Origin of the sequence: Paraburkholderia sp. Cy-641 (assembly GCF_011752945.1) — a bacterium.
Taxonomy (GTDB): domain Bacteria; phylum Pseudomonadota; class Gammaproteobacteria; order Burkholderiales; family Burkholderiaceae; genus Paraburkholderia.
This window is the reverse complement of record NZ_VWWM01000020.1, coordinates 76,946-98,900: the sequence shown is the minus strand read 5'-3', so window position 1 is coordinate 98,900 and position 21,955 is coordinate 76,946. Positions and strand designations below refer to the sequence as shown.

General features: G+C 62.9%; 23 protein-coding genes and 2 tRNA genes. 15 read left to right on the top strand and 10 right to left on the bottom strand.

What is annotated here, in order from left to right:
• Positions 1–169: 169 nt before the first annotated feature.
• The 7 genes from F3J20_RS13430 to F3J20_RS13400 all read left to right on the top strand — a co-directional run bounded on the left by F3J20_RS13430 (position 170) and on the right by F3J20_RS13400 (position 6,362).
• The gene (locus F3J20_RS13430; RefSeq protein ID WP_167283586.1) at positions 170–1,267 is read left to right on the top strand and encodes a mandelate racemase/muconate lactonizing enzyme family protein; all 1,098 of its coding nucleotides are present in this window, start codon (positions 170–172) and stop codon (positions 1,265–1,267) included.
• 27 nt (positions 1,268–1,294) lie between these two features.
• Positions 1,295–2,143 (top strand): amidohydrolase family protein, encoded by an 849-nt coding sequence (locus F3J20_RS13425; protein ID WP_167043083.1) that lies wholly within the window; start codon positions 1,295–1,297, stop codon positions 2,141–2,143.
• Positions 2,140–2,544 (top strand): hypothetical protein, encoded by a 405-nt coding sequence (locus F3J20_RS13420; RefSeq protein WP_167283585.1) that lies wholly within the window; start codon positions 2,140–2,142, stop codon positions 2,542–2,544. Before F3J20_RS13425 ends, F3J20_RS13420 begins: the two co-directional genes overlap by 4 nt.
• Complete coding sequence (locus F3J20_RS13415) at positions 2,537–3,340, top strand: alpha/beta hydrolase (protein ID WP_167283584.1); 804 nt, start codon at positions 2,537–2,539, stop codon at positions 3,338–3,340. Before F3J20_RS13420 ends, F3J20_RS13415 begins: the two co-directional genes overlap by 8 nt.
• A gap of 35 nt (positions 3,341–3,375) precedes the next feature.
• Complete coding sequence (locus F3J20_RS13410; RefSeq protein ID WP_167283583.1) at positions 3,376–4,662, top strand: MFS transporter; 1,287 nt, start codon at positions 3,376–3,378, stop codon at positions 4,660–4,662.
• Positions 4,663–4,694: 32 nt separating this feature from the next.
• Positions 4,695–5,549 (top strand): fumarylacetoacetate hydrolase family protein, encoded by an 855-nt coding sequence (locus tag F3J20_RS13405; protein ID WP_167283582.1) that lies wholly within the window; start codon positions 4,695–4,697, stop codon positions 5,547–5,549.
• 63 nt (positions 5,550–5,612) lie between these two features.
• Positions 5,613–6,362: a FadR/GntR family transcriptional regulator gene (locus tag F3J20_RS13400; protein ID WP_167283581.1), complete on the top strand. Its 750-nt coding sequence runs from the start codon at positions 5,613–5,615 to the stop codon at positions 6,360–6,362.
• Between the two features lie 1,266 nt (positions 6,363–7,628).
• On the opposite strand, the gene F3J20_RS32120 is transcribed toward F3J20_RS13400, so the two are convergent.
• Positions 7,629–7,778: a hypothetical protein gene (locus tag F3J20_RS32120; RefSeq protein ID WP_240162792.1), complete on the bottom strand. Its 150-nt coding sequence runs from the start codon at positions 7,776–7,778 to the stop codon at positions 7,629–7,631.
• Between the two features lie 70 nt (positions 7,779–7,848).
• On the opposite strand from F3J20_RS32120, the gene F3J20_RS13390 reads away from it, so the two are divergent.
• From F3J20_RS13390 to F3J20_RS13380, 3 genes are all read left to right on the top strand, one after another.
• Positions 7,849–9,762, top strand: a complete 1,914-nt coding sequence (locus F3J20_RS13390) for a TonB-dependent siderophore receptor (protein ID WP_345889878.1) — start codon at positions 7,849–7,851, stop codon at positions 9,760–9,762.
• Positions 9,763–9,941: 179 nt separating this feature from the next.
• Positions 9,942–10,637, top strand: coding sequence for a hypothetical protein (locus F3J20_RS13385; protein ID WP_167283578.1), 696 nt, complete (start codon positions 9,942–9,944; stop codon positions 10,635–10,637).
• A gap of 69 nt (positions 10,638–10,706) precedes the next feature.
• Positions 10,707–11,390: a PepSY-associated TM helix domain-containing protein gene (locus tag F3J20_RS13380; protein WP_167283577.1), complete on the top strand. Its 684-nt coding sequence runs from the start codon at positions 10,707–10,709 to the stop codon at positions 11,388–11,390.
• 58 nt (positions 11,391–11,448) lie between these two features.
• Here F3J20_RS13380 and F3J20_RS13375 read toward each other — a convergent pair.
• Positions 11,449–11,525, bottom strand: a tRNA-Pro gene (locus tag F3J20_RS13375).
• Positions 11,526–11,793: 268 nt separating this feature from the next.
• Positions 11,794–11,970, bottom strand: coding sequence for a hypothetical protein (locus F3J20_RS13370; RefSeq protein WP_167043106.1), 177 nt, complete (start codon positions 11,968–11,970; stop codon positions 11,794–11,796).
• Between the two features lie 177 nt (positions 11,971–12,147).
• On the opposite strand from F3J20_RS13370, the gene F3J20_RS13365 reads away from it, so the two are divergent.
• Positions 12,148–12,315 carry a hypothetical protein gene (locus tag F3J20_RS13365; RefSeq protein ID WP_167043108.1) on the top strand — a complete coding sequence of 56 codons (168 nt, stop codon included), beginning with the start codon at positions 12,148–12,150 and terminating at the stop codon, positions 12,313–12,315.
• Positions 12,316–12,801: 486 nt separating this feature from the next.
• On the opposite strand, the gene F3J20_RS13360 is transcribed toward F3J20_RS13365, so the two are convergent.
• The 5 genes from F3J20_RS13360 to F3J20_RS13340 form a co-directional block, all read right to left on the bottom strand.
• Positions 12,802–14,157: an MATE family efflux transporter gene (locus F3J20_RS13360; protein ID WP_167283576.1), complete on the bottom strand. Its 1,356-nt coding sequence runs from the start codon at positions 14,155–14,157 to the stop codon at positions 12,802–12,804.
• Positions 14,154–14,462: a DUF2288 domain-containing protein gene (locus F3J20_RS13355; RefSeq protein WP_167043112.1), complete on the bottom strand. Its 309-nt coding sequence runs from the start codon at positions 14,460–14,462 to the stop codon at positions 14,154–14,156. Before F3J20_RS13355 ends, F3J20_RS13360 begins: the two co-directional genes overlap by 4 nt.
• A gap of 1,034 nt (positions 14,463–15,496) precedes the next feature.
• Positions 15,497–15,823 carry a hypothetical protein gene (locus F3J20_RS13350; RefSeq protein WP_167043114.1) on the bottom strand — a complete coding sequence of 109 codons (327 nt, stop codon included), beginning with the start codon at positions 15,821–15,823 and terminating at the stop codon, positions 15,497–15,499.
• Positions 15,824–15,981: 158 nt separating this feature from the next.
• On the bottom strand, positions 15,982–16,695 hold the full coding sequence (locus F3J20_RS13345) for a peptidoglycan DD-metalloendopeptidase family protein (protein ID WP_167283575.1): 714 nt from the start codon (positions 16,693–16,695) through the stop codon (positions 15,982–15,984).
• 177 nt (positions 16,696–16,872) lie between these two features.
• On the bottom strand, positions 16,873–17,781 hold the full coding sequence (locus tag F3J20_RS13340; RefSeq protein WP_167043118.1) for an aldose epimerase: 909 nt from the start codon (positions 17,779–17,781) through the stop codon (positions 16,873–16,875).
• Positions 17,782–17,899: 118 nt separating this feature from the next.
• On the opposite strand from F3J20_RS13340, the gene F3J20_RS13335 reads away from it, so the two are divergent.
• The 3 genes from F3J20_RS13335 (at position 17,900) to F3J20_RS13325 (ending at position 19,545) form a co-directional block, all read left to right on the top strand.
• A complete protein-coding gene (locus F3J20_RS13335) occupies positions 17,900–18,052 on the top strand; it encodes a hypothetical protein (RefSeq protein ID WP_167283532.1) in 153 nt (50 codons plus the stop codon).
• Between the two features lie 387 nt (positions 18,053–18,439).
• Positions 18,440–19,270, top strand: coding sequence for an undecaprenyl-diphosphate phosphatase (locus F3J20_RS13330; protein WP_167043120.1), 831 nt, complete (start codon positions 18,440–18,442; stop codon positions 19,268–19,270).
• Between the two features lie 198 nt (positions 19,271–19,468).
• Positions 19,469–19,545, top strand: a tRNA-Arg gene (locus F3J20_RS13325).
• A gap of 142 nt (positions 19,546–19,687) precedes the next feature.
• On the opposite strand, the gene F3J20_RS13320 is transcribed toward F3J20_RS13325, so the two are convergent.
• Entirely contained in the window at positions 19,688–20,326 is a 639-nt protein-coding gene (locus F3J20_RS13320) for a hypothetical protein (protein WP_167283574.1), read from the bottom strand.
• A gap of 62 nt (positions 20,327–20,388) precedes the next feature.
• Here F3J20_RS13320 and F3J20_RS13315 point away from each other — a divergent pair, with 62 nt between their 5' ends.
• The gene (locus F3J20_RS13315; protein WP_167283573.1) at positions 20,389–20,841 is read left to right on the top strand and encodes a hypothetical protein; all 453 of its coding nucleotides are present in this window, start codon (positions 20,389–20,391) and stop codon (positions 20,839–20,841) included.
• Between the two features lie 903 nt (positions 20,842–21,744).
• Here F3J20_RS13315 and F3J20_RS13310 read toward each other — a convergent pair.
• Positions 21,745–21,927, bottom strand: coding sequence for a hypothetical protein (locus tag F3J20_RS13310; RefSeq protein WP_167283572.1), 183 nt, complete (start codon positions 21,925–21,927; stop codon positions 21,745–21,747).
• Positions 21,928–21,955 lie beyond the last annotated feature (28 nt).

Genomic DNA, 21,955 nt, shown 5'->3' with positions numbered 1-21,955 from the left:
GACGGTTTGCAAGACGAGGGGGCCTGGCGGAAAGAGGCTCCCGTTCGCGATCCTGGAAACATTGCTTGCGTATTGCCGCGATGATGCTTAGACTTAATCTGTAAGGCAGCTTGGCAGAAAGTCAAAATATGGCCGGGTGTCAGGTGGCGGCATAGATCGAGGAGACGCGATGAAGATTGCTTCGGTGGAGACGACCATCGTTCGCCTGCCGTTTTCTCACGGCGGTTCGCCCACGGGCTTTGGCGGGACGGTCTGGGGCACGATCGACGTGCTGCTCGTCGAGATTCGCACGGACGATGGCCTGAGCGGCTGGGGCGAAGCGTTCGGCTTCAACGTCGATCCGTCCACGCAGGCCGCGATCGATCAGATGATTACGCCGCTCATCATCGGCGCTGATCCGGCCGAGCTCGACGCGATCTGCGAGATGCTGGAGAAAAAACTCCATCTGTTCGGCCGCAATGGCCCGGTTACGTACGGCATATCGGGTATCAACATCGCGTTGTGGGATCTGGCCGCGAAGGTGGCGGGCCAGCCGCTCTACAAGCTGCTCAACCCCGCCGCCGAAGTCCCGGCCCTGTCTGCCTATGCGAGCCTGCTGCGCTACGGCAACCCGCGGGACGTGGCCCACAATTGCTCGCGTGCATTGGGTGACGGCTATCGTTCGCTCAAGCTTCATGAGATCGAGCCTGCCAACATCGAGGCGGCTCGCAGCGCCGCGGGGGAGGCCACGCGCCTGATGGTCGACTGCAATTGCGCCTGGACGCTGGACGCCGCTCGCGAGATCGCCGGGTCCTTGCGCGCATGCAACCTGTACTGGCTCGAAGAGCCGATCTGGCCGCCCGAAGACCGGGCGTCGCTCGCGGTGCTGCGCGAAGACGGCGCCGCGCCGATCGCGGCCGGCGAGAACGTGGCAAACGTCCACGGTTTCGCCGATCTGCTCGACGCGCGCGCGCTCGACTTCGTGCAGCCGAGTGTCATCAAGTGCGGGGGCGTCAGCGAGATGCTGAAGATTTTCGCGCTCGCGGATCGGGCCAAGGTGCGCATCGCGCCGCATTCGCCGTATTTCGGACCGGGCTTTCTCGCCACGCTGCATCTGATCGCGGCGTCCGGACACGACGACGTGCCATTCGAGCGGCTGTATGTGGACCTTCCCGAGAATCTCTATGGCGACTGGATTCATCCAGTCGACGGCATGCTGCGCGTTCCCCAGAATCCCGGGCTCGGAGTCGATCCCGATCCCGCTGTCATCGCAAGATTTCGCAGCTGATCGTTTTCTTCACGTAAGGACTGCTTGATGGCTATCATCGATTTCCGGGCTCGCCCGCCCACGCCCGAATACCTGCGCGCACTGGAGCTGCCGCTCACGCAAACCGTGATGCGCAAGCTCGGCTCGCCGCAGCCGCAACCGCGCACGATCGACGAGTGGATGCAGGACCTGACGCGGCTCGATGTCGAGCGCGTCGTATTCGCCGGCCGCCAATCGAGCGGCACGAGCGCCAATGACGTCACGAACGAATACGTCGCCGAAGTCATGCACGGCTATCCCGATCGCGTGGTGGGGCTGGCGGGTATCGATCCTCTGCTCGGCATGCGTTCGGTGCGCGAAGTGCGGCGCGCGGTCGAAGAACTCGGCTTGAAAGGCGTCGCGCTCGATCCGTACGGCGGCCGCATCGCCGCGAATGATCGGCGGCTCTACCCGATCTACGCGAAATGCGCGGAACTCGGCGTGCCGGTCGTGATAACGAGCGGTCCGCTGCCGTTCGCCGGCCCGCGGCTCGAACACGGCAGCGTCCTGCCGATCGACGACGTGGCCTGCGATTTCCCCGAACTCACGATCGTCATCGACCATTCCGGCTGGCCCTGGGTCACCGAAACGATCGCGCTCGCGTTCCGGCACGAGAACGTCTATGTCGATACTTCGTTCTACTTTCATCTGCCGGGCTGCGCGCAGTTCGCCGAGGCCGCCAACACCTGCATTCCCGATCGCATCCTGTTCGCGAGCGGCTTTCCGGTCGTGCCGATTCCGACCGCGCTCGAACGCGTACGCATGCACCCGTTCTCGCCCGACGCACTCGAAGGCGTGCTGTACCGAAACGCGGATCGCCTCTTGCGCAAACTCGGCATCGTGGGAGATTCAAAGTGAGCGCAATGATCGTACTGAGTGACACCGTCGGCAGCGAGCCGTTCTGGCAGCGGGTCGTGGCCGCCGCCAATGCGGACGACGACTTCCGCCAGCGCGGCGCGCATCTGCGCGAGCTGGCGTTCGGCTTCGAGGTGGGCGGCCGCCGTATCGGCCTGCGTATCGAGCGCGGCAGCCTCGCGCTTGTCGAGCCGGATGCGCCGGCGTTCGTCGTAGCGGGTCCCGCTGACGAATGGGCGCGGCTCGTCGCCGGCGAGAAGCCCTACGGCGCGGCCATCAACGTCGTGCACGGCCAACTCCGGGTCAGCGGCGACGCCCTGGCCGCGACGTGGGCCAATCGTCCGCTCTGGCAGCTGTTCCGGTTGACACGGCACCTGGTTGCCTCTGGAGATTCCCATGACTGAAATCGTCGGACGCTACGTCGATGTGGACGGCGTGCGCACGTACTACGAAAGTGCGGGCAGCGGTAAGCCGATCCTGCTCATGCATACCGCGGGACGCGAGAACCGCCAATGGCAAGGCGTGATGCAGCGCCTCGCGCCGGAGTTTCATTGCGTCGCGCCGGACTTGCCGGGGCACGGCAAAAGCTGGCCGCTCGCAGGCAACGTCTGCCTCAGCGATATCGAGTCGATCCAGGCCTGGCTATGGCATTTCGCGCAGACGCTGGGGCTCGAACGCCCGGCGGTGATGGGATGCTCGATCGGCGGCAACCTCGCGCTACTGCTGGGCGCTCGCCATCCGGAGGTGCGGGCGGTGATCGCCTTGCAGGGCGCCGCGCATACGCCGACTTTCACCGACGGCGCGCTCGAGATGATGACGCACCCGCAGGTGAACCTGATGCACGCGAATCTCGACTTCTCGATGAGTCTCGTGGGCTCCGCCGCATCGGACGAGGCGCGTGCGTTTTCCGAATGGGGCGTGCTGTCGATCATCCCGGTTGCCCAGCAAGGCGACCTTCGCGCCTACGCACATTGCGATTCCAGGGCGCTGCTGGAAAACGTTCGGTGTCCTGTGCTGATTGCACGCGGCACCGAAGACTGGCTCGTATCGCAGGACATGGTCGAGGCGGCGCGCGACGGGCTGACCCAGGCGCCGCGCGTCGAGCTGCGCGCATTGTCCGGTCTTGGACATTTCCCGCATCTCGAAGACGCGGAGCTCGTTGCCGGCATGGCGGGCGAGTTCCTGCGCGAGATCGGCTGACGACACGACAACACACATAGAAAACGGAGACCTGCATGTTACGCCGATGGATCATCCTGTTGCCGATCATGATGGTGACATTCCTGATCGCCTTTCTCGATCGCACCAATATCAGCTTCGCCATCCCGACCATGGGGCCGGAGCTCGGGCTCACGGCCAGCGTGCTCGGCTTCTCGTCGGGCGTGCTGTTTCTCGGTTACGCGATTACGCAGGCCGCCGGCGGCTGGCTGGCCGACCGGGGCCACGCGAGATCGCTGGTGGCGGTGCTGATGGTCGCATGGGGCATCGTTGCCATTGCGCAGGGCTTCGTGACCAGTGCCACCCAGCTCGTGATCGTGCGCTTTCTGCTCGGTCTCGCGGAAGGGGGCATTTTTCCGACCTTCCTCGTGATCGTGCGCGCCTGGTTCAATGAACGGGAGCGCGCTCGCGCAAACGGCATCTGGCAGTTGTGCTATCCGATTTCAGCGGCGGTCAGCGGGCCGATGGCCGGCCTGATTCTGCAACACGGAAGCTGGAAAACGCTCTTTATCGTCGAAGGCATTCTTCCGCTGGTGTGGGCGGCCGTCTGGCTATGGGGCATGGCGGAAAAGCCCGCCGCCGCGAAGTGGCTGAGCGATCAGGATCGCGCCGCGCTCCTGAAGCATCTCGCTGCCTCGGATTTGGCGTCCAGCGCGGCCGCCCGTCAGGAAGCGACGCGCGAGGTCGTGTTCGAGCAGTTGCGCTCGCCCGCCGTGATCCTGATCTTCTTCGTGTTGCTGTTCTGGAACATCGGTTTTCTCGGCTTCGTGATCTGGCTGCCGAGCGTCATCAAGCAATACGCGTCCTCACTCGATTCTGTCGCCCTGGGCTGGTATAGCTCGCTGCCGTTCGCGGTTTCTGTCATTTCCTTAGTCATCCTGTCGAATCTCGCCGATCGGGCCGTGAGCCGGCGCGGCTATGCCGTGTGGCCGCTGGTCGTCTCGGCGCTGGCGCTGATCGTGGGCGCGGCCACCTATGGGAACGTGTCCTTCGGTATCGCGATGCTGCTGCTGACGATCGCCGCATGTGGCATCTATGGCGTGTATCCGGTCGTCTGGTCGATCGCCACCGATGCGGTGCCGCCCGGCGTGACCGGCATCGTGATGGGGATTGTCAACATTGGCGGCGTGCTTGGCGCCTTCGCCGGACCGTATCTCGTCGGTTACGCACGCTCGGTATCGCCGTCGTTCGCATCGGGACTCGTGCTGATGGGGGTGTGCCTTGTGGTCGCCGCCGTTTGCACCTGGTTCGCGAGCGCGCCGGACAGCTTGCGACAGGCCAATGCGGTCCGGCACTCCGCCTGATCCCTTTCAACATCGAACGGACTGATACCCGCATGAAGCTCGCAAGTTTTCGCGTCGATGGACGCGCGTCCTATGGCGTCGTCGAGGAAGACCGGATTATCGACGTGGCGCCGATTTCCTCCGAGGTCGGCGCGACGCTCAGGCACGCGCTTGCGCTTGGGCGTTTGCCGGACATCGCCCGTTGGGCGCTTGAGTCCACGGAGCATTTGCCGCTCGACCAGGTAGACATGCTGCCGGTCATTTCCGATCCCGGCAAGATTCTGTGTGTCGGCATCAACTACCATGCACATGTGAAGGAAACGGGCCGCGCGCTGCCGTCGCATCCGATGATCTTCACACGCTTCGCCGATTCCCAATGCGGCCATCTCGGCGCGCTCGTGTGTCCGCCCGAGTCCACGCAACTGGATTTCGAAGGCGAGCTGGCCGTGGTGATCGGCCGCGAGGCACATCGCGTGCCGTCTGCATATGCACTCGAATACGTCGCGGGATATGCGTGCTACAACGACGGGAGCATTCGTGACTGGCAACGTCATACGACGCAATTCACGCCCGGCAAGAATTTTCCGTCGACGGGCGCATTCGGCCCCTGGCTCGTCACCGCCGACGAGATTCCGGACCCCTCGAATCTCGCGTTGACTACCCGTCTGAACGGCACGGTCATGCAGCGCGCGAACACGAGCGACCTGATCTTCGGCATTGCGGAGCTCATCGAGTATTGCTCGTCGTTCACGCCGCTACGACCCGGCGACGTCATCATCACGGGCACGCCAGGCGGTGTCGGCGCGTTTCGCGAGCCGCCTGTCTGGTTGAAGAAGGGCGATACAATAGAGATCGAAATCTCCCAGATCGGCACTCTCGTCAATACCGTCGCGAACCATCCATGCTAACTGACGTCTTGCGCGCATCGTCATATCGCGCTTCCTGTTCCGCGCTTCATCGCGAGGGATTGCATGTGCAACGCGCCCGGCAGATTGGGGTCATCCGTGTCTAATGTGCCGTCCTTTGCCGGATCGATCGAAAAGATCGGCCGCCGTCGTGCCGTCGACGAGGTGCGCGAGCGGCTTATCGCCAGCATTCAGTCCGGGGAGTTGGGCATCAACGAGCGGCTGCCGTCGGAAAACGAGTTGGCGCGGCTCTTCGGCGTGAGCCGGCCAGTCATCCGTGAAGCGCTCGTGAGTCTGGACGCGATGGGCCTGACCGTTGCCAGAAGCGGGTCCGGTACTTTCGTCGTGGCCACGGAGGTCAAACCTGAACTCGTATTCGGCGGCTACGCGCCGGCGCATCTGAATCAGGTGAGGCGCTACGTCGAGATTCCATCGGCCGAGGAAGCGGCACGGTGTTGCAGCAAGGCGCAGCTTGACGAAATCGCATCGATTCTCGACCGGCTGGAGAGCGAAGACGACGCCGCGAGCCGTAACAAGCTGGACGCCGATTTTCATGTGGCGATTGCCCGGGCCACCGGTAATCCGCTGCTTGCCAAGATCATCGGAAACTTGCGCACCATGGTCGAAGAAGAAGCCTTCACGGCGGCCCGTCTTCCGCAACGGCGCTCGCAGGCGCATAGCGAGCACCGCGCCATCTATGCGGCAATTGCCGCGAGAGACCCCGCGCTCGCGAGGGCGGCCATGACCGCGCATATGGATTCGATCGATCAATCGATCGCCGATCTCGAGGAGAGTCCGCGCAAGCAGCGTGGTTGAGTTGGGTGGGCTACCGCAACCGGGTGGTGCAGGCGCTATTCGACCTCGGACCGACCAGCCGCGCAGAACTTGCGCGGCATGCCGACGTCAATCGGTTCACGATGACCGGGATACTTCAGCCGCTGCTTAACAGGGGCCTGCTCGTGGAAGACGAACTTGCCGCTGACGCAAAGTCCCTGTGTGGCGCTCTGCTCATGCATGACCGCGTACGTGCCGTGCTCGTCTCGATGGGCGGCCGCATTCAGGCTGAAAACTGGTGCCGTTCGACTCCTGCGATGTGCCGCAGTCCGAATTGCTGAAAATCATTTTCACATGCGCCCGGCTCACCTTGACGCGTGCCGGGAGAGCGCCCTTCGGCATTGGCGTGGCCGTGGCGGGCATGCTCGATACCGATAGCGGATCGATTGTCGATAACGCAATGACACCGGGTTTGAGTGATCTGCGGATTCGGGACGGAGTCCAAGGTCGCTTCGGCTTGCCGACATTCGTCGACTACCATCCGCGTGCCCTCTTACTTGAAGACAGGTGGTGCGGAGCGGGGCGAGGGAAAAATAGTTTCGCAGCCCTGTACGTCACTGAGAGGATCGGCTCCGCGCTCTTTCTCAATGGTCGCGTGCCGCGCGTGCCGAAGGGAATGGGCGGCGAACTCGGCCATACTCGCGTGCACGTGGGCGGAGTCCTCTGTCACTGTGGGCAGCGTAGCTGCCCGGAGATGATGCCACACTTGGATGGCTGCGCAGTGAGGCGAGCTCAGTTAGCTTGAGCAACGCCGACAAGCTCGATTAGCTGTGGGCTATCTTGCCGGAATGCGCGGGGCGGCTGGACTGGTGCTGGCGGAGATGCTGCAGATCGCGACCTGACTGGTTGCGAGGTTGGCCGAACCGTTCCTGACTACCCCCAACTATCCTCACGCCACGACAGATCAGTTAATGATAATAATTCTCATATGCATTGACGATCAACTTCCGCCTGCTTACAATCTGATTTTTCCAATCGGCTGAAATGCAGCGACGAGACAGGTTCGCGCCGTCGATCACGCCGTGGTGAAGATATGTACTCCTGATTGAAAACTTTTCGCTCGGTGCCCTGTGCCGTTGCGAGCCGTGTCTCGTCGATCGCGGAGCAATGTTTCATCGTCCGTTCCATGCCCCTCGTTTCACCGTGTATGCACCCAACCTTTCGCCGCCGACGCTCGGCCCAATCATCATCGACCACAACGCCGTTTGCCATCGCCGCCGCCCTGGCTGTCGTGAGCCTCGGCTTGCCTTATGCGGCATGCGCATCGACGACCGACAGCGACACCGCGATCTCCGGCGATTCGGTGCGGAATGGGGCATCCGCCAACCCGACCCGTCCCGCGGCAAGCACCACGGCGGATAGCGGGCCCGGCAGCGAACTGAAGGCGATCGTCGTCACGTCAAAGCAGGAGAAAGCAAGCGCGTATGCAGCGAGGTCGATACAGAGCGGCCCGTACGCCGGACTCGATGTGCTGGACGTACCTGCCACCGTCAACGTCGTGACGTCGGAACTGCTGAAGGCGCAGGCGGCCTCCGGCCTCTATGGCGGTTTGCGCAACGTGGCGGGCGTCGTTCGACAGCAATTGAGCGGCATCGCATATGATCAGTTATCCATAAGAGGCATCTCGCTCGACAACCGCAACAGCTATTTGCTGAACGGCGTCCTGCCCGTGGACAACAACATCTGGATGCCGATGGAGAACAAGGAGCGCGTCGAAGTGCTCAAAGGCGCCTCGGCGTTGTACTACGGCTTTATCGTCCCGGCCGGCGTGGTGAACATGGTCACGAAGCGCGCCGGGAGCGATCCCGTCACTTCGGCCTCGATCGTGGCGGATTCGCACGGGTCCATTGGTGCACACGCGGATATCGGCCGCCGTTTCGGCCCCGACAACCAGTTCGGCCTGCGCGTGAATGCGATGGACGAGCACGTCGAAACGCCTATCGACGGCGATCGCGGCTTTCGCCGCTTTGCCAGCGTGGCGCTGGACTGGCGCGCGACTAACCGTCTTTCGTTCAAGTACGACCTCGAACACATCGACCAGAATGTCGTCGAGCAGGCCGGCATTACGCCTCTCGCCGCGGTCAGCGGTGTCATCGCGCTTCCGCGTTTGCCCGATCCTTCCACGTTGCTGGTTCCGAACGACAGGAAAACGAATGCAACGGCGACCAGCCAGTTGCTGCGCGCCGACTATCTCTTTTCGGACAACTGGCGTGCCAATGTGGAAATCGGCCAGTCGATCACGCAGCGCAACCGTTGGCTATGGGTCTTCCAGAAATACAACGTCAACACCGGCGCGGGCACCTTACAGGGCAGCCAGCAGGATGGACAGTTCTACGAGAGCAAGGTCGTACGCGCGGAAATCAACGGGCTGTTCGATACGGGCCGCCTTCACCATGACGTCACGTTTGGCGTGAACAAGACGTGGCAGTTTCAGCCCGATTTCACGACTTATTACTTTACGGCCTCGCAGAACCTCTACAACCCGATCAGCATCACGAACCTGAAGGAGGCGGGCTCGAAGGCGTTCTATGCGCAGCACACCTCGAATAGCGGGGCTTACGTATTCGATCGCATCGACCTGACGTCCTGGCTGCAATTCACGCCGGGCCTGCGTTACGCTTCGTATCATGCCACGCAGGCGTATACGCCCACGCAGGACGCCAATCACGTTTCGCCGGCCGCGAGCCTCGTGTTCAGGCTCACGCCGCAAACCAGCGTCTATGCGAGCTATATCGAGGGGCTCGAATCGGCAGGCAGCGCGCCCGCGACCGCGGCGAATGCCTATCAGGTGCTGCCTGCCGCCGTGAGCCGGCAGGAAGAGCTCGGCGTGCGCCATCGCTTCGACAATGGCGGGATTTTCTCGGCGGCGCTGTTCCAGATCCGGCAGCCGGCCGCCAGCGCGAATGCCGACAATGTCTACGCATTAAACGGCGTGGGCCGCTACCGGGGAGTCGAATTCTCGTACCAGGGCGACATCACGCGCGATCTCTCGATCGTGACGACAGGCATGTGGCTGGACGCAACGCTGGTCGATAGCACCGATCCGACCACGCTCGGCAAGCGCCCGGAGAACACGCCGCGTTATACCGGAAGCGTCTTTCTGAATTATCGCGTGCCGCACGTCAACGGATTTTCTGTCAATGGCGGGGCGTATTTCGTCGGCTCGCGTCCGATCAACGATGCGAACCAGGCCTACATTCCGGGCTATACGTTGTTCACGGCAGGAGCCCGCTACGACACGAAAATCTATGGCAAGGCGGCGAGTTTCCAGCTCAACGTGGAAAACGCCTTCAATAAGCACTACTGGGCGTCGGCCGGGTCGAGTCAGTTGGGTATCGGACTCGAACGCACCGTCATTCTCACCTCGACCTTCGACTTCTGAACCATGCCGGCTTGCGTGCCGGCATAAACCTGCTCCTGCTCATCATGCTTGATTTTGCTTTCCGTGTCTGGTCCGCTGCGACTCGCAGCTCTCATTCCTCAGCGACGTCCCGTTATCGGGGCATGCGGTTTGCCGCGCTCGTGTTCGCTGTGAGTGTCGCTGGTTTTTCTCACGAGGTCATGGCGCAGTCCGTTCCCGCCGGCTCGCCGCCCGGCGTCGCGCTGCACAAGCGCGTTCTCTACGTGACCCGGCTTTCCCATCGCGATCGCGAGGAGGATGACAAGGTGCGGGCCCACCTGGAATCGCGCGGGATGTCGGTCACCATGGTGGACGAAAACACGCCGGCAAGCGCGTCGAATGGCATGGATCTCGTGATCATCTCTTCGGTCGTCAGCGCCCGCGACATGGTAAGCACGGGCTTTCGCGACGTGCCGATCCCGCTTCTCACCTGGGAGTCCGATCTTTACGATTCGTTGCGCTTCACCGGCCAGAAGAAGGGGGAAGACTTCGGCGAACTGCAGAAGGAGCACTACGTGAGCGTGGTCAACGCGCCGAGCCCGATAGCCGGTGGCGTACCCGCGGGAAAGCGTTGGGTCTATCCGCGTGATGACGAGATGGGGTGGGGCAGGCCAGGCCCCGGCGCGACCGTGATCGCGACCGTTCCCGGCGAACCGTCCCACGCCGTCGTGTTCGCCTATGAGAAGGGCTCCACCATGGATTACGACTTTATCGCCCCGGCACGGCGAGTCGCGCTGTTCCTCGGCAACCGGTCATTCGAAAAGCTGAGCAGCGATGGCCAGACACTATTCGATGCGGCCACGGACTGGGCGCTCGGCCAACCATCGTCGCCGGCAGCGCGTCAAGCTGCTCCATGAAATCGCGGGCACGGCATTCACTGTGCAGGAATAGGAATGCCCCGGACAACCGTTCTACCTGATCGAAAGATGCAAATTTCTACTCGAGTCGCCGCCGCGAGTACCGGCAATACGATCCGCGCTGCCACGCGCTCGCGCCGCAGCCAGTTTCTCAAATGGCTGCGCAAGATACATGGCTGGGTCGGTCTGTGGGGGGCCGTCCTTGGGCTGCTGTTCGGTGTGACGGGCATATTGCAGAACCATCGGGCCGTCATGAAATTCCGCGTAGGCCAAGGGCCCGTGGTCTCGACCGTACAGTTGCCGGTTGCTGCCGGCTCGCTGAACGACCCGCGCGATTTAGGGAAGTGGGTTCGATCCGGGCTTCATCTCGACCGGCCGCCCTCCAGCGTGTCGCGTCAGCCTGCGCAGCCCGTGACCTGGGGCGATCAATCGGTCGTCCAGCCCGAGCGCTGGACTGCGCGATTCATTTCCCCGCGCTACTTCGTCAACGCCGAATATTGGAAAGGCGGCACATTCGTGTCGGTCGAGCGGCGGGAGCAGGGCGTCATCGGCATGCTGGAGGCGTTGCACCGAGCCAATGGCGCCAGCGCCGGATGGGTCCTGCTCGCCGACTCCATCGCGGGGAGCCTCGTGCTGCTGTCGCTAACGGGCGTGATTCTGTGGACCGAGCTCAATCGCAAGCGCACGCTCGGGGCATGCCTATTCTTTGGTTCGATCATTGCCATGATCGTGTTTGCGCTGGAGTCCGTTTGACGGAGCCAGAAAAAGAAAAAGGACTTATGGCGAAACGCCATAAGTCCTTGATTTTCTTTGGTCGGAGCGAAAGGATTCGAACCTTCGACCCTCTGATCCCAAATCAGATGCGCTACCAGGCTGCGCTACGCTCCGACAAGCCAAAGATTATAGGCGGAGCCAGCCGATCGCGTCAATCGTTTGGTCTGTTTGGTCTATATGTACCCCTCGGCGCAAGGCAAAGAACCCGGGCCACGAGCCTGAAACATGCAATACCCCGCGCGCACCGTCCCCCGCCACTCGGCGCGCGAACTCATCGCGACGCCGAGTGCAGCTTCATCCATCGGGAGCGCAATCCGGGCATCCAACGCAGCGGTTCGAGCGCCGCCAGATCATCGTCGCCGGGTGCCTGCGAATGCGGCGCTCAATGTCGCGGCCACTTCCAATGCGGCATATGCAGATGCTGATGCGTCCAGTGATGCAGCATGCCTTCGCCGTCGTGTTCGCGCCGGTAGGTTTTCGATTCGAAAACCGACAGCGCCACTAGCACGAGCAGACCTACTGCGAGTCCGATCAGACCTGCGATCGATTCAGCGTCCATGGCAGTCTCCTGAAACGTTCGGCCATGAGCCTATAGTAGATCAGGGCACGCGAAATCTCACGAAATGGCCGCTCGGGCCTGCGCGCGACGGCGTCATGCCGCGCGCTTTGCGGGTAGACTCTCGGCGCGCCGGCGGACGGTTTGTCCGCCTACCTTTTGCTCCGGAGACGACTGCCGATGATCCGCGTTCTAACCCTTGCCTTGCTGCTGTGCGCCGGCGTTGCCGGCTGCGCGGACAATCCGTCCGGCCACCACGGCGGCCCGCCGCACGATCCCGCCGATTACCACGGCGTGCCGACCGACGATCGGCCGCCCTCGATGGTGCCCGCGCCGCCGGCGGAGTGAGCACGCTGCGCATGCCACGCGGGTCGGCGCCGGCTAGCTACGCGTGAAGCGGCGGGGCGCGCGTTAAAAATGCCCATCAGGCGCGCCCATAAGAAGCTCAGGCAGGAAGCGCAGCCAGCAAGCGTAGCGAGAAGCCGCACGGAAAGACCGCTGACAAACTGACCAAGAAAGCGTGACAAAGAAAGCGCGCGAAGCGCGTCAGCGAGCGAGTCTGCGAAATGAAAACGGCGAGGGGAGGGAGGCGAAGTGCCGGCGCGGGCACGCCGGCACCTCTGACCCGCGCTGACTGTTCGCGCGGAGAGCACGGGCTGAAATCATTCTAGGGTGCGTGCGTTATGTGATATGTATGCGCTTGTTTCAATCCGTAACCGGCTGTCGTCCCGTGAAAAACCGGCGCAGCGCAGCGTTCCCGATTTCGCGCGCTCGCGGCGCGGCCGGGTTGCGGCGCAATAAAGAGATATTCGACACAAAGAGATACGCGACGCGCTATGCCGCCGCAATCCCGCGCGAAACGCGCGGCAAATAACGCACGAGCGTCACCCCGCGCGCGGCCATGAAGATCAGCAGCGCAAGCCACAGCCCGTGATTGCCGTACCACGCGAGCAATGCCGACGATGCCGCGACGAATACCGCGAGCGATACCGCCATCGACAACATCAACTCGCGCGTACGCGTCGCGCCGATGAACACGCCGTCGAGCAGGAAGCCCCACACCGAGATCACCGGCGAGAGCGCCGCCCACGGCAGATAGGTGTCGGCGGCCGCGCGCACCGCTGCCTGATCGGTCAGCCGCCCGATGATCCACGCGCCCGCGCCCCAGTAGACGAGCGCGAATCCCACCGCCCCGATGGCCGACCATAGCGCGGTGATCCTGACCGCCTGCGTGAACGCGCGGCGGTCGCGCGCGCCGATTGCCGCGCCGACGAGCGCCTCGGCCGCGTGCGCGAAGCCATCGAGTCCGTATCCCATGAAGGTCTGGAAGTTGAGCAACAGAGCGTTGGCCGCGAGCGTCGCATCGCCCTGACGCGCGCCGAGATGCGCGAACCAGCCGAACGACGACAGCAGGCACAGCGTGCGCACGAAGATGTCGCGATTGAGCACGACGAGCCGCCTGAGCGCCGCGCCATCGAATACGGCGGCGCGGCTCAGCTTCGGCAGGCCGCGCGGTCTGCCGTGCCACAGCAGGGCGAGGCCGAGCACGAAGCCGAGCGCGTCGGCGGTTGCGGTGGCCGCGCCGATGCCGGCCACGCCCCAATCGAATGCATAGACGTAGAGCAGCACGGCGACGATATTCACGCCGTTGATGAACGCCTGCGACAGCAGCGCGAGCCGCACCCGCTGCGTGCCGAGCAGCCAGCCGAGCACGACGTAGTTGCCGAGCGCGAGCGGCGCGGCCCAGATGCGCGCATGGCAATAGATCTGCGCGTGCCGTTGCACGGCATCGCTGCCGCCGATCAGGCGCAGCGCGCAGCCGATCAGCGGTGCCTGCAATAGCAGCACCGCCGCGCCGATCGCGGCCGCCATCAGCAGCGCGCGCACGACGGTGTTGCGCAGTTCGTCATGGTTGTCCGCGCCGTGCGCCTGCGCGACGAGGCCCGTCGTGCCCATGCGCAGGAAGCCGAAGCCCCAGAACACGAAGTTGAAGAAGAGCCCGCCGAGCGCGACGCCGCCGAGATACGAGGCATCGTCCAGATGGCCGGCGACGGCGGTGTCGACCACGCCGAGAATCGGCTGCGTCAGGTTGGCGAGGACGATCGGAAACGCCAGCGCGAGCACGCGCCGGTGCCAGCGCACCGGCAGCGCGGGCGCGAGGGGGCCGGCGGTTTCTACCGTGTCGCTCAAGCGCGTTCCTGCACGCAAACCCACGGGGACACGACCACGGCCCAGAGGTCGGGGTCGCGCGCCGCGAAGTCGGCGGCGGTTTCGGACTGCACGCGCTCGACGAGGCCGGCGGAGAGCCATTGCGTGACCTGCGCGGTGTCGTCGCTGGCGATCGCTTCGGCGACACTCACGAGATCGAGGTCGCGCGCGACGCGCAGCAGCATGCCGCGCGCAAAGAAGCGTTCGAGTTCGCTCCAGCCGATCTTGGCGGTTTCGCCGAGCAGCTTGGCGTACAGGGGGCTGTGGGGGGCGTCGTTGGAAGTCATCGTAAGCGGGGTCGAACGGGGTCGTTACTATAAACCATCGGCGCGGGCTCGCCGGACGGGCCGCAGGTCCGGCTCGTGCGGGTTGGCGGAGCGATGGCTGCGATGTTTATCGAAGCCTTCGATTCCTCCGTCGATTTCTGATGCCCGGATTTTGAACCTTCAGGTTATTGGATTCAACGGCGCGATCGGGCGATGCGCGCAACCGTTGCATACGCTTCGCCTGTGATGCAATTGTCAGATTGTGGTCCGATTGAGTGAACGGGAAACACGGCTGAATGTGGATTAATCATTTGTCGGTAGATATGCCGATATTAATATTTCGCTATTCGCGAATTTCGCAATGAAAAAGGTAAAATGACTTATTTATAATAGACGAATAAGAAATCGGCCTGTTGCGTGCGTTGGCGCACCAAGTTTATTCGGTATCGAGAAAGTCGGTTTCGGGCTGGGCCTATTAGTTAAAATCGGCCAATGGTCTTTTGTCAGTTGTTTTGTGGCCGATTTCCGCAGACGTGGTCAGCCCTTTGGCAGACGGCGCACGCCGGAAATTTCATTTATGTGATTTGTCCCGCTTTAGATCAAACAGCCGGCGCATTTAGCCAGGCTCATTGCGACATTTCCGGTTCGCGATTTGCGGAATCCGTACGGCCTGTCACATTGACCGCAAAAATAATGGATTGCGCTTGTAAATGCAGGTTGTTAGATTTCGTTCTGGCGCATGGTGAACCGGTCCTTTGCCGATATGCGCCGAACCCCCGTTAGCCCGGCTCCGTGCCGGGCTTTTTTTCGCCGGATGCGTGGGGATTTTGCCGGGCGGATTTCGCTTCCTTCATTGCGAATTCACATGCGTCACCGATCATGGCCGATTATCTTTTATCGTACGGGTCATGACCTGGCTGATCATTTTTCTCGGCGTATGGCCCATTGCGCTGGGGCTGTTATTGCGCTTTGCCGTGCGCATCGATCCGCGTTCCGGACGCTGGCGCCGCCGCTAACCGGTGAATAGGCGATTGCGCTCGCCGGCACAGCCTGCGTTACTGTTTGCAGCGCACCACCATCGAACGGTTTTTCACATTCGCGCCGAAAATCCCGCCGATCGAGCCGCCCGACGTCGCGCCGTTGTCGACGTCTTTCGACACCACGTCGTAGCCGTAATTGCCGCAGACTTCGCCCGCGCGCTTGTAGCACTCGGCCCAGCTCACGCTCGCGTCGCTGCCGCTGCAGTTGATCGCGAAGCCGGTGTCGCCGCTCGGCAGGTAGGTCATCGTGGTCGTGCTCGAGCAGCCGCCGAGGCCGCCGAGCGTCAGCAGGCCAAGACCGACCGCCGCGGCCGTCGCGACGCGCGCCAATGCGCTCTTCATGTCAGATTCCTTGCAAATAACGAAAGGGGCGGCTGCCGCAGCGAGGCCGCCTCGAATTGAGCGTTTATAGCACGCGGGGTTCCCGCGCCCGGTTTGCCGCGTGCGCGCGATACGGCACGCGCCGCGCATGATGCCGACGCGCCGCGTGCCGCCTGGTCCTAGCGCGGCGGCAATTCTTTCGACGGATCGATCGAGCGGCCCTGATAGCGTAGTTCGAAGTGCAGCATCACGCGATCGGTGTCGGTGTCGCCCATTTCGGCGATTTTCTGGCCGCGCTTGACCGATTCGCCTTCCTTCACGAGCAGCACGCGGTTGTGCGCGTAGGCGGTCAGGTAGTCGGCGTTGTGCTTGAGGATCAGCAGATTGCCGTAGCCGCGCAGACCGTTGCCGGCGTATACCACGGTGCCCGACGCCGCGGCAACGACCGGCGTGCCGGCGGCCGCGCTGATGTCGATGCCCTTCGAGTTGGCGCCGTCGAAGCGGCGGATCACGGTGCCGTCGACGGGCCAGACGAGCGAGATGGACGCGGGCGCGGTGGCCGGAGCATTGTCGGCGGGGGCCGGACGCGGCGCGGTCGATGCGCTCGCGCTGCCATTGCCGCCGCCGCTACGCACCGCGCCGCTCGTCGACGCCGCGCCACCGGGCGGCGCGACGCGCAGCACCTGGCCGACCTCGATGCTGTCGGGATTGGTCAGGTTGTTCCAGCGGGCGATGCTCTGCACCGACTGCCGGTTGCTGCGCGCGATTTTCGACAGCGTATCGCCCCGTTCGACCCGGTAGTAGCCTGGCCCGACCGGCGCGGACCCGCACGCGGCGAGCAGCGCCAGCAACGACGCACAGGCGAATCGTTTGATTCTTGTTGTTTCCAGCATTGGACCTCGCAAAGCGCTGCCGCGCGCCGATCCCGATCACGCGGCAGAGGAGACAAAGCGTCTGATTCTAACGGTTTTGCGTCGCAGCACGCCAAATGGCAGTGTGGGTACCACCGCCGCGTAACGTTGCGGGCGGTGCTGCATCGTTACCTCGACGGGTCGTGAAACGCCACATTCTCAGCGCGTTTTCTCGACGTGAATACGCAGCGCCGCCGTTTCGGTTTGACCCGCTTCGAGCCAGCGCAGGCCCATGCCGTTATGGATCGCGTCGGGCAACCCGAGCCACGGCTCGACGCAGTAGAAATCCGACTGCGGCGTCTCGGTCCACGTCGTCACACAGTACCAGGGCACCGAGCCCGGCCGCCGCAGATCGATCGTGATGACGCGCGCGAGGCCCGGCGCGACGAGCCGCACCGGCTGGTCGGGCGTGCCGCTCAGACAGTGGAAGCGGTCGTGGATGCGTGCTTCGTCGAGCGTGTAGCGCGGCTCGCCCGGTTCGGCGGCGCTGATCGAGCCGTCCTCGAGCTGGCGATGCCGCACGGTGGGCGGCAGCTCGATCGTGGTCGCGCCGCGCTGCGTGTGCGGCAGCGTGAAGTAGAAATGATGGCCGGCGTAGTAGGGCAGGCGCGTCTTGCCGGTATTGGTGGTGGTGAGCGTCACGTCGAGCGTGCGCGCGTCGGCGAGACTGTAGGCCGCTTCGAAACGGAAGCCGAACGGGTAGAAGCCGCGGGTCGCCTCGCTGTCCTCGAGGACCATGCGCAGGCCCGCGCCATGCACGTCGGCGTGCGCCTCGAACGGCAGGTCGCGCGCGAAGCCGTGCATCGGCAGCTCGCGCACCGTGCCTTGCGCATCGCGCCAGTAGCCGATCTTGCCGTCGACGCGATGCCGGCCGAGGAACGGAAAGAGCAGCGGATTGCCGCCGCGAATCCGCGCGGGCACGCTCCAGTCGGCGTGCTCGGGCCAGTGGATCACCTCTTCGCCGTCGATCGTCCACGACAGCAGACGGCCGCCGGCTTGCGGCGAAAAACGGAGCACCGAGGTGTCCTGGGCGATCTCGAGAATGTCCTGTTCCGGGGAGAGAGGCATGGTCAATGAGTGGCTCGATAAGGTTGAAAGTCGCACGGGCGAGACAGCGATTTTGCGCTGCTTTGCGCTACGGGGAAACCCTTCCCGGGAAATTGCGGGTGTCGGAAAAGCGTAAACCTTGCCGATAATCGTCAAATCGCCCTGTAGATTCGACTTCCGGGGCGCGATCGGCTCAGGAGGCTTTATGGATCTCGCGATGGCAATGGGCGTGGCCTTGTTCGGCATGTTCACGGCAAGCACCTACTACTTCTTCCACTCGCTCGGCCGCTGATTCGGCGCGCCCGTTCGGTTCCGATCGACGCCCGCGGCGGATCGGCTGCCCGGAAGAGTTGCGGCTCGAAGCCGCCCGCTCGCGCGCGGTTTGCGCAAGTTCGATCGAAACGCGTCCTCGCTGACCGAACGCTGTCATCCGCAACGCGTAGCATCACCCACGCAGTATCGCGCCCGCATCGACGTGTCCCGGTACATAGCCCGCGACCTTGCCGCGGCGTAACAACGGTTTCGAGTTGTGACGCAGCGCGCCAATATTTCCTCGAATGTGGCCTGAACGCTTGGCGCTGACCTGGCAGCCAGGCATAATCGGTGCGCTTTTGATGCGCCGGTGTTATTTTTTGTGCGGCGCGCCGTTCCCCGACATTTTCCTTACAAGGACCGCCGCGTGAACCTGTCGTTTCTGATCTTTCTGAGCGTGCTGCAAGGCGTCACCGAACTGTTTCCGGTGAGCAGCCTCGGCCACACGCTGCTCGTGCCCGCGCTGTTCGGCATGCATATCGACAAGCATGCACCGCAATTGTTGCCGTTCCTCGTGGCGCTCCATCTCGGCACGGCCTTTGCGCTGCTGTGGTATTTCCGCAAGCGCTGGTGCTCGCTCGTGCGCGGCTTCTTCGCCTCGCTCGGCGGCCGCAGCAACGACGACGGCCACATGATGTGGGCGCTCATCATCGGCACGATTCCGGCGGGTCTCGTCGGACTGCTGCTCGAAAAACGGCTCGAGCGGATTTTTCATGATTTGCGGATCGTCGCGATCGCGCTGATCGTCAATGGCGTGCTGCTGTGGTTCGGCGATCGTCTGCAGCGCGCGCGCGCGCTGCAGACGCCGGAGAAGCTGACGTTCCGCCAGGCGTTTTTCGTCGGTCTTGCGCAGATCGGCGCGCTGATTCCGGGCTTCTCGCGCAGCGGTCTCACGATGATCGCCGGCAACGCGGCCGGCCTCACTGCCGAAAAGGCCGCCGAGTTCTCGTTCCTGCTCGGCACGCCGATCATTTTCGCGGCCGGCGTGCTCGAATTGCCGAAGCTGTTCCATGCGCCGAGCCAACTCGCGGACGCGCTGCTCGGCGGCGTGCTGACCGCGATCGCCGCGTATCTGAGCGTGCGTTTCCTGATGAGCTACTTCGAGGGCCGAGGGCGTCTCGCGTCGTTCGGCGCGTACTGCGCGATCGCAGGGGTTCTGTTCCTCGGCTGGTTCATGCTGCATCCGCAGCCGGTGTAATGGCGGCGCGGGGCGATCGGTTATAATCCGGGCCCTGCGCGGGCGGCGGGCAGTGCTTCGTTCAATGTCGACGACGCGGAATCGCGTGGCGCAGGCGGAGCGGAATTCGCGGTCTTTTGCCCGCTCGGTTAGAATTTCGCTTGATAGGGAACCGGCGGCACCCATGCGGGCGCGGGTTTCACGCAAAGATCAATCACTACGGCAGTAGCTCAGCTGGATAGAGCATCGGCCTTCTAAGCCGAGGGTCGGGGGTTCGAGCCCCTCCTGCCGTACCAGTAAAATCAAGCATTTAGCCCGGTTTCGATAGCCGGGCTTTTTGCTTTCTGGAATCCGTGTAAGTGCAGGTGTAAGCGATTTTTCTCTATGTCCCGCGGCCCGGCGGCGCGAAGTTAGCGCTGGGTTTCCCCTTTGTGCGTGTCAACGTACGGGTGAAGAGGGCGAGACGCATTGAGAAACGGTGGCAAGCAGAGCTTCGCTTGCGTGAAGGGCTACGTCTATATCCAGTGCCGCGCCAAGCCACCGGAAGACCGTTCCATCCCATGTATTGACCTGCAATTGACTGCGCAACACGCTCTTGTCGTGCCCCTTATCCAGCGCGTATTCGTCAATGTGTTGACCGGCATTGCGCATCTTCTTCAGGTCAGGCAATCGGTCATCAAATTCCGCGATGGCGTCGGGTATCGAATGCGGCAGACCTGGAACGCGCGCGGCAAGTTCCGCCGCCCGCCTTACCCGAAGCAGCGTCACGATCATGAAATGAATGTCGGCTTCACGGCGAAACGGAAACGCGGCATCTTCCGGTTCGCTTCCACGCACGCGCCGATGCTGAAGCCTGACCGTTGCGCACGCTTCCCGGCAGAAACTCAGCGCGCGTTCCAGAATTACCGCGTCGGATGGTCCGGCCATAATAGCGCGTCCCTTCTCAATGTGAGAGCGCGCCAGTTTAACCGTGTGGGGAGGATAGGCTTCGCCTTGCTCGACGATTTCGCGCTGTTCTTCGTGGGGCTCGGTCACGACAGCGGCGGCGCGAATACCGGCGCAGCCCGTGTCATCCATTATCATGGTATCTCCCATGCGCGGATACTGCCCCATGAAAAGAGCCAACCAAAGGACGAGTTATGACCATTAGCTCAGCCGCTCTGCCTGCCATCCTTGCCGCGTTAGCTTCCGGTGTGTTTGCCCTCGTGGGTGTTCTGGTGACATCGTTTCTCGCACAACGCCGCGAGCATGAAACCGAGTGGAGACAAACGAAAGCCACGCATTATCAGGAGTATGTTTCCTCGCTATCGGCCGTCGTTTCCGGTCGTTCAACGCCTGCGGCTCAGGAGCGATACGCAGACGCAGTGAACGCGCTAACGCTTGTAGCTTCCCCCGCTGTACTCGATGCTGTTCAGGCGTTTCAGAAAGAGATTTCATGCCGCAACCGCGAGCGGAGCGACGCGCGACACGATGCACTTCTAAGTGTGGCCATTAATGCAATGCGTCAGGACATCCAGCCCGCACGGAGACCATCCGCCTCCCGCGCCGTTCGCTTGCTCGCACCGCCGCCGCTCGACGCAGACACGAAGTAAGCGCGGCACGACTGGCCCGTTCGTTTCCCGTTACTCGCGAGCGGACAGCAAATCACGCGCGGCCTGAAGCGCGGACGTGCGAAGGTATTCGGCGCGAGGCAGTTAATGCACGTTCGTACCTGATCGCACTAGGTACGAACGGGTAGGAAAAATCAGGGAAAATCCCGCAGCCGTCCTTGCTGAAGGCCGCCTTGCACGCAAAAACCGGCTGTTCGGCATCGAAGCGTGCCGTTCGAGCCCCTCCTGCCGTACCAGTAAAATCAAGCACTTAGCCCGGTTTTGATAGTCGGGCTTTTTGCTTTCTGGAATCCGTGTAAGGGCCGGTGTAAGTGATTTTTCGCTATGGCTCGCACCGACCCGCGCGGGTGGCACGGTAGGGCGACCTTCAGGCGGTCGGGGCATGTCTTGCCACACAACAACGCAGTCAAGCATGCGAACTCTGGCGCTATCGCGCATTCGGTGAAGTGACATGAGCGATTGGCGTGTCGCCTGGCTTCGCGATAGCTTGATAGGTCGAGTAACCTCCGATGGAGAAGGTCGCGAACGATGCAACGGCCAGGATGATGGACGCCCATTGGAAAGTGTTAGCGGTCGCTTTCATGTAGCGCTTCTGCGGGTTGCCTTGACATGCCGAGTAGCCCCACTGAGCCAGATATCGCGCGCCGGTGGCCACGCCAGCACAACCGATTCCCACGACGAACCCCATTAGACCCAGGCCAATCTTGGACAGTAGTGAGTCACCTGCCAGCGACGGCCCTTTCGTGATGGCGTTTCCTGCGCGGCGACGTGATACAGCTATGGGAAGCGAACCCGCATCGTCACTCGGAAACCGTAAGCCTGTTCAGGCGATGGGCGGCAAAGCATAGCGGCAAGCGGGAAGACAACGATCCGCCGCCCGACTGATCAGGCATCGACGCCCGCGTTATCGTCTTTGCCGAGTTCGCGAAGTTCGATGATGCCGGGCGTCGACGCTTCAAGTTCACGTTCTTCGCCCGGTTCAAGTCGCGAATCGTTGATGGTGTCGCCGTCGACGATGACGCGGATCGGCGCGCGGCCATCGTTGTACACGTTGGTTTGCCTTTGCATGTTCTGCATCAGGGGTTAGCCCTTCAGC

What these genes read in the sequence shown, in the direction of transcription:
- F3J20_RS13430 (WP_167283586.1), top strand. Translation starts at nt 170, where the DNA reads ATGAAGATTGCTTCGGTGGAGACGACCATCGTTCGCCTGCCGTTTTCT.
- F3J20_RS13425 (WP_167043083.1), top strand. Translation starts at nt 1,295, where the DNA reads ATGGCTATCATCGATTTCCGGGCTCGCCCGCCCACGCCCGAATACCTG.
- F3J20_RS13415 (WP_167283584.1), top strand. Translation starts at nt 2,537, where the DNA reads ATGACTGAAATCGTCGGACGCTACGTCGATGTGGACGGCGTGCGCACG.
- F3J20_RS13410 (WP_167283583.1), top strand. Translation starts at nt 3,376, where the DNA reads ATGTTACGCCGATGGATCATCCTGTTGCCGATCATGATGGTGACATTC.
- F3J20_RS13405 (WP_167283582.1), top strand. Translation starts at nt 4,695, where the DNA reads ATGAAGCTCGCAAGTTTTCGCGTCGATGGACGCGCGTCCTATGGCGTC.
- F3J20_RS13400 (WP_167283581.1), top strand. Translation starts at nt 5,613, where the DNA reads ATGTGCAACGCGCCCGGCAGATTGGGGTCATCCGTGTCTAATGTGCCG.
- F3J20_RS13385 (WP_167283578.1), top strand. Translation starts at nt 9,942, where the DNA reads ATGGCGCAGTCCGTTCCCGCCGGCTCGCCGCCCGGCGTCGCGCTGCAC.
- F3J20_RS13380 (WP_167283577.1), top strand. Translation starts at nt 10,707, where the DNA reads ATGCAAATTTCTACTCGAGTCGCCGCCGCGAGTACCGGCAATACGATC.
- F3J20_RS13370 (WP_167043106.1), bottom strand. Translation starts at nt 11,970, where the DNA reads ATGGACGCTGAATCGATCGCAGGTCTGATCGGACTCGCAGTAGGTCTG.
- F3J20_RS13365 (WP_167043108.1), top strand. Translation starts at nt 12,148, where the DNA reads ATGATCCGCGTTCTAACCCTTGCCTTGCTGCTGTGCGCCGGCGTTGCC.
- F3J20_RS13355 (WP_167043112.1), bottom strand. Translation starts at nt 14,462, where the DNA reads ATGACTTCCAACGACGCCCCCCACAGCCCCCTGTACGCCAAGCTGCTC.
- F3J20_RS13350 (WP_167043114.1), bottom strand. Translation starts at nt 15,823, where the DNA reads ATGAAGAGCGCATTGGCGCGCGTCGCGACGGCCGCGGCGGTCGGTCTT.
- F3J20_RS13345 (WP_167283575.1), bottom strand. Translation starts at nt 16,695, where the DNA reads ATGCTGGAAACAACAAGAATCAAACGATTCGCCTGTGCGTCGTTGCTG.
- F3J20_RS13340 (WP_167043118.1), bottom strand. Translation starts at nt 17,781, where the DNA reads ATGCCTCTCTCCCCGGAACAGGACATTCTCGAGATCGCCCAGGACACC.
- F3J20_RS13320 (WP_167283574.1), bottom strand. Translation starts at nt 20,326, where the DNA reads ATGGATGACACGGGCTGCGCCGGTATTCGCGCCGCCGCTGTCGTGACC.
- F3J20_RS13315 (WP_167283573.1), top strand. Translation starts at nt 20,389, where the DNA reads ATGACCATTAGCTCAGCCGCTCTGCCTGCCATCCTTGCCGCGTTAGCT.
- F3J20_RS13310 (WP_167283572.1), bottom strand. Translation starts at nt 21,927, where the DNA reads ATGCAAAGGCAAACCAACGTGTACAACGATGGCCGCGCGCCGATCCGC.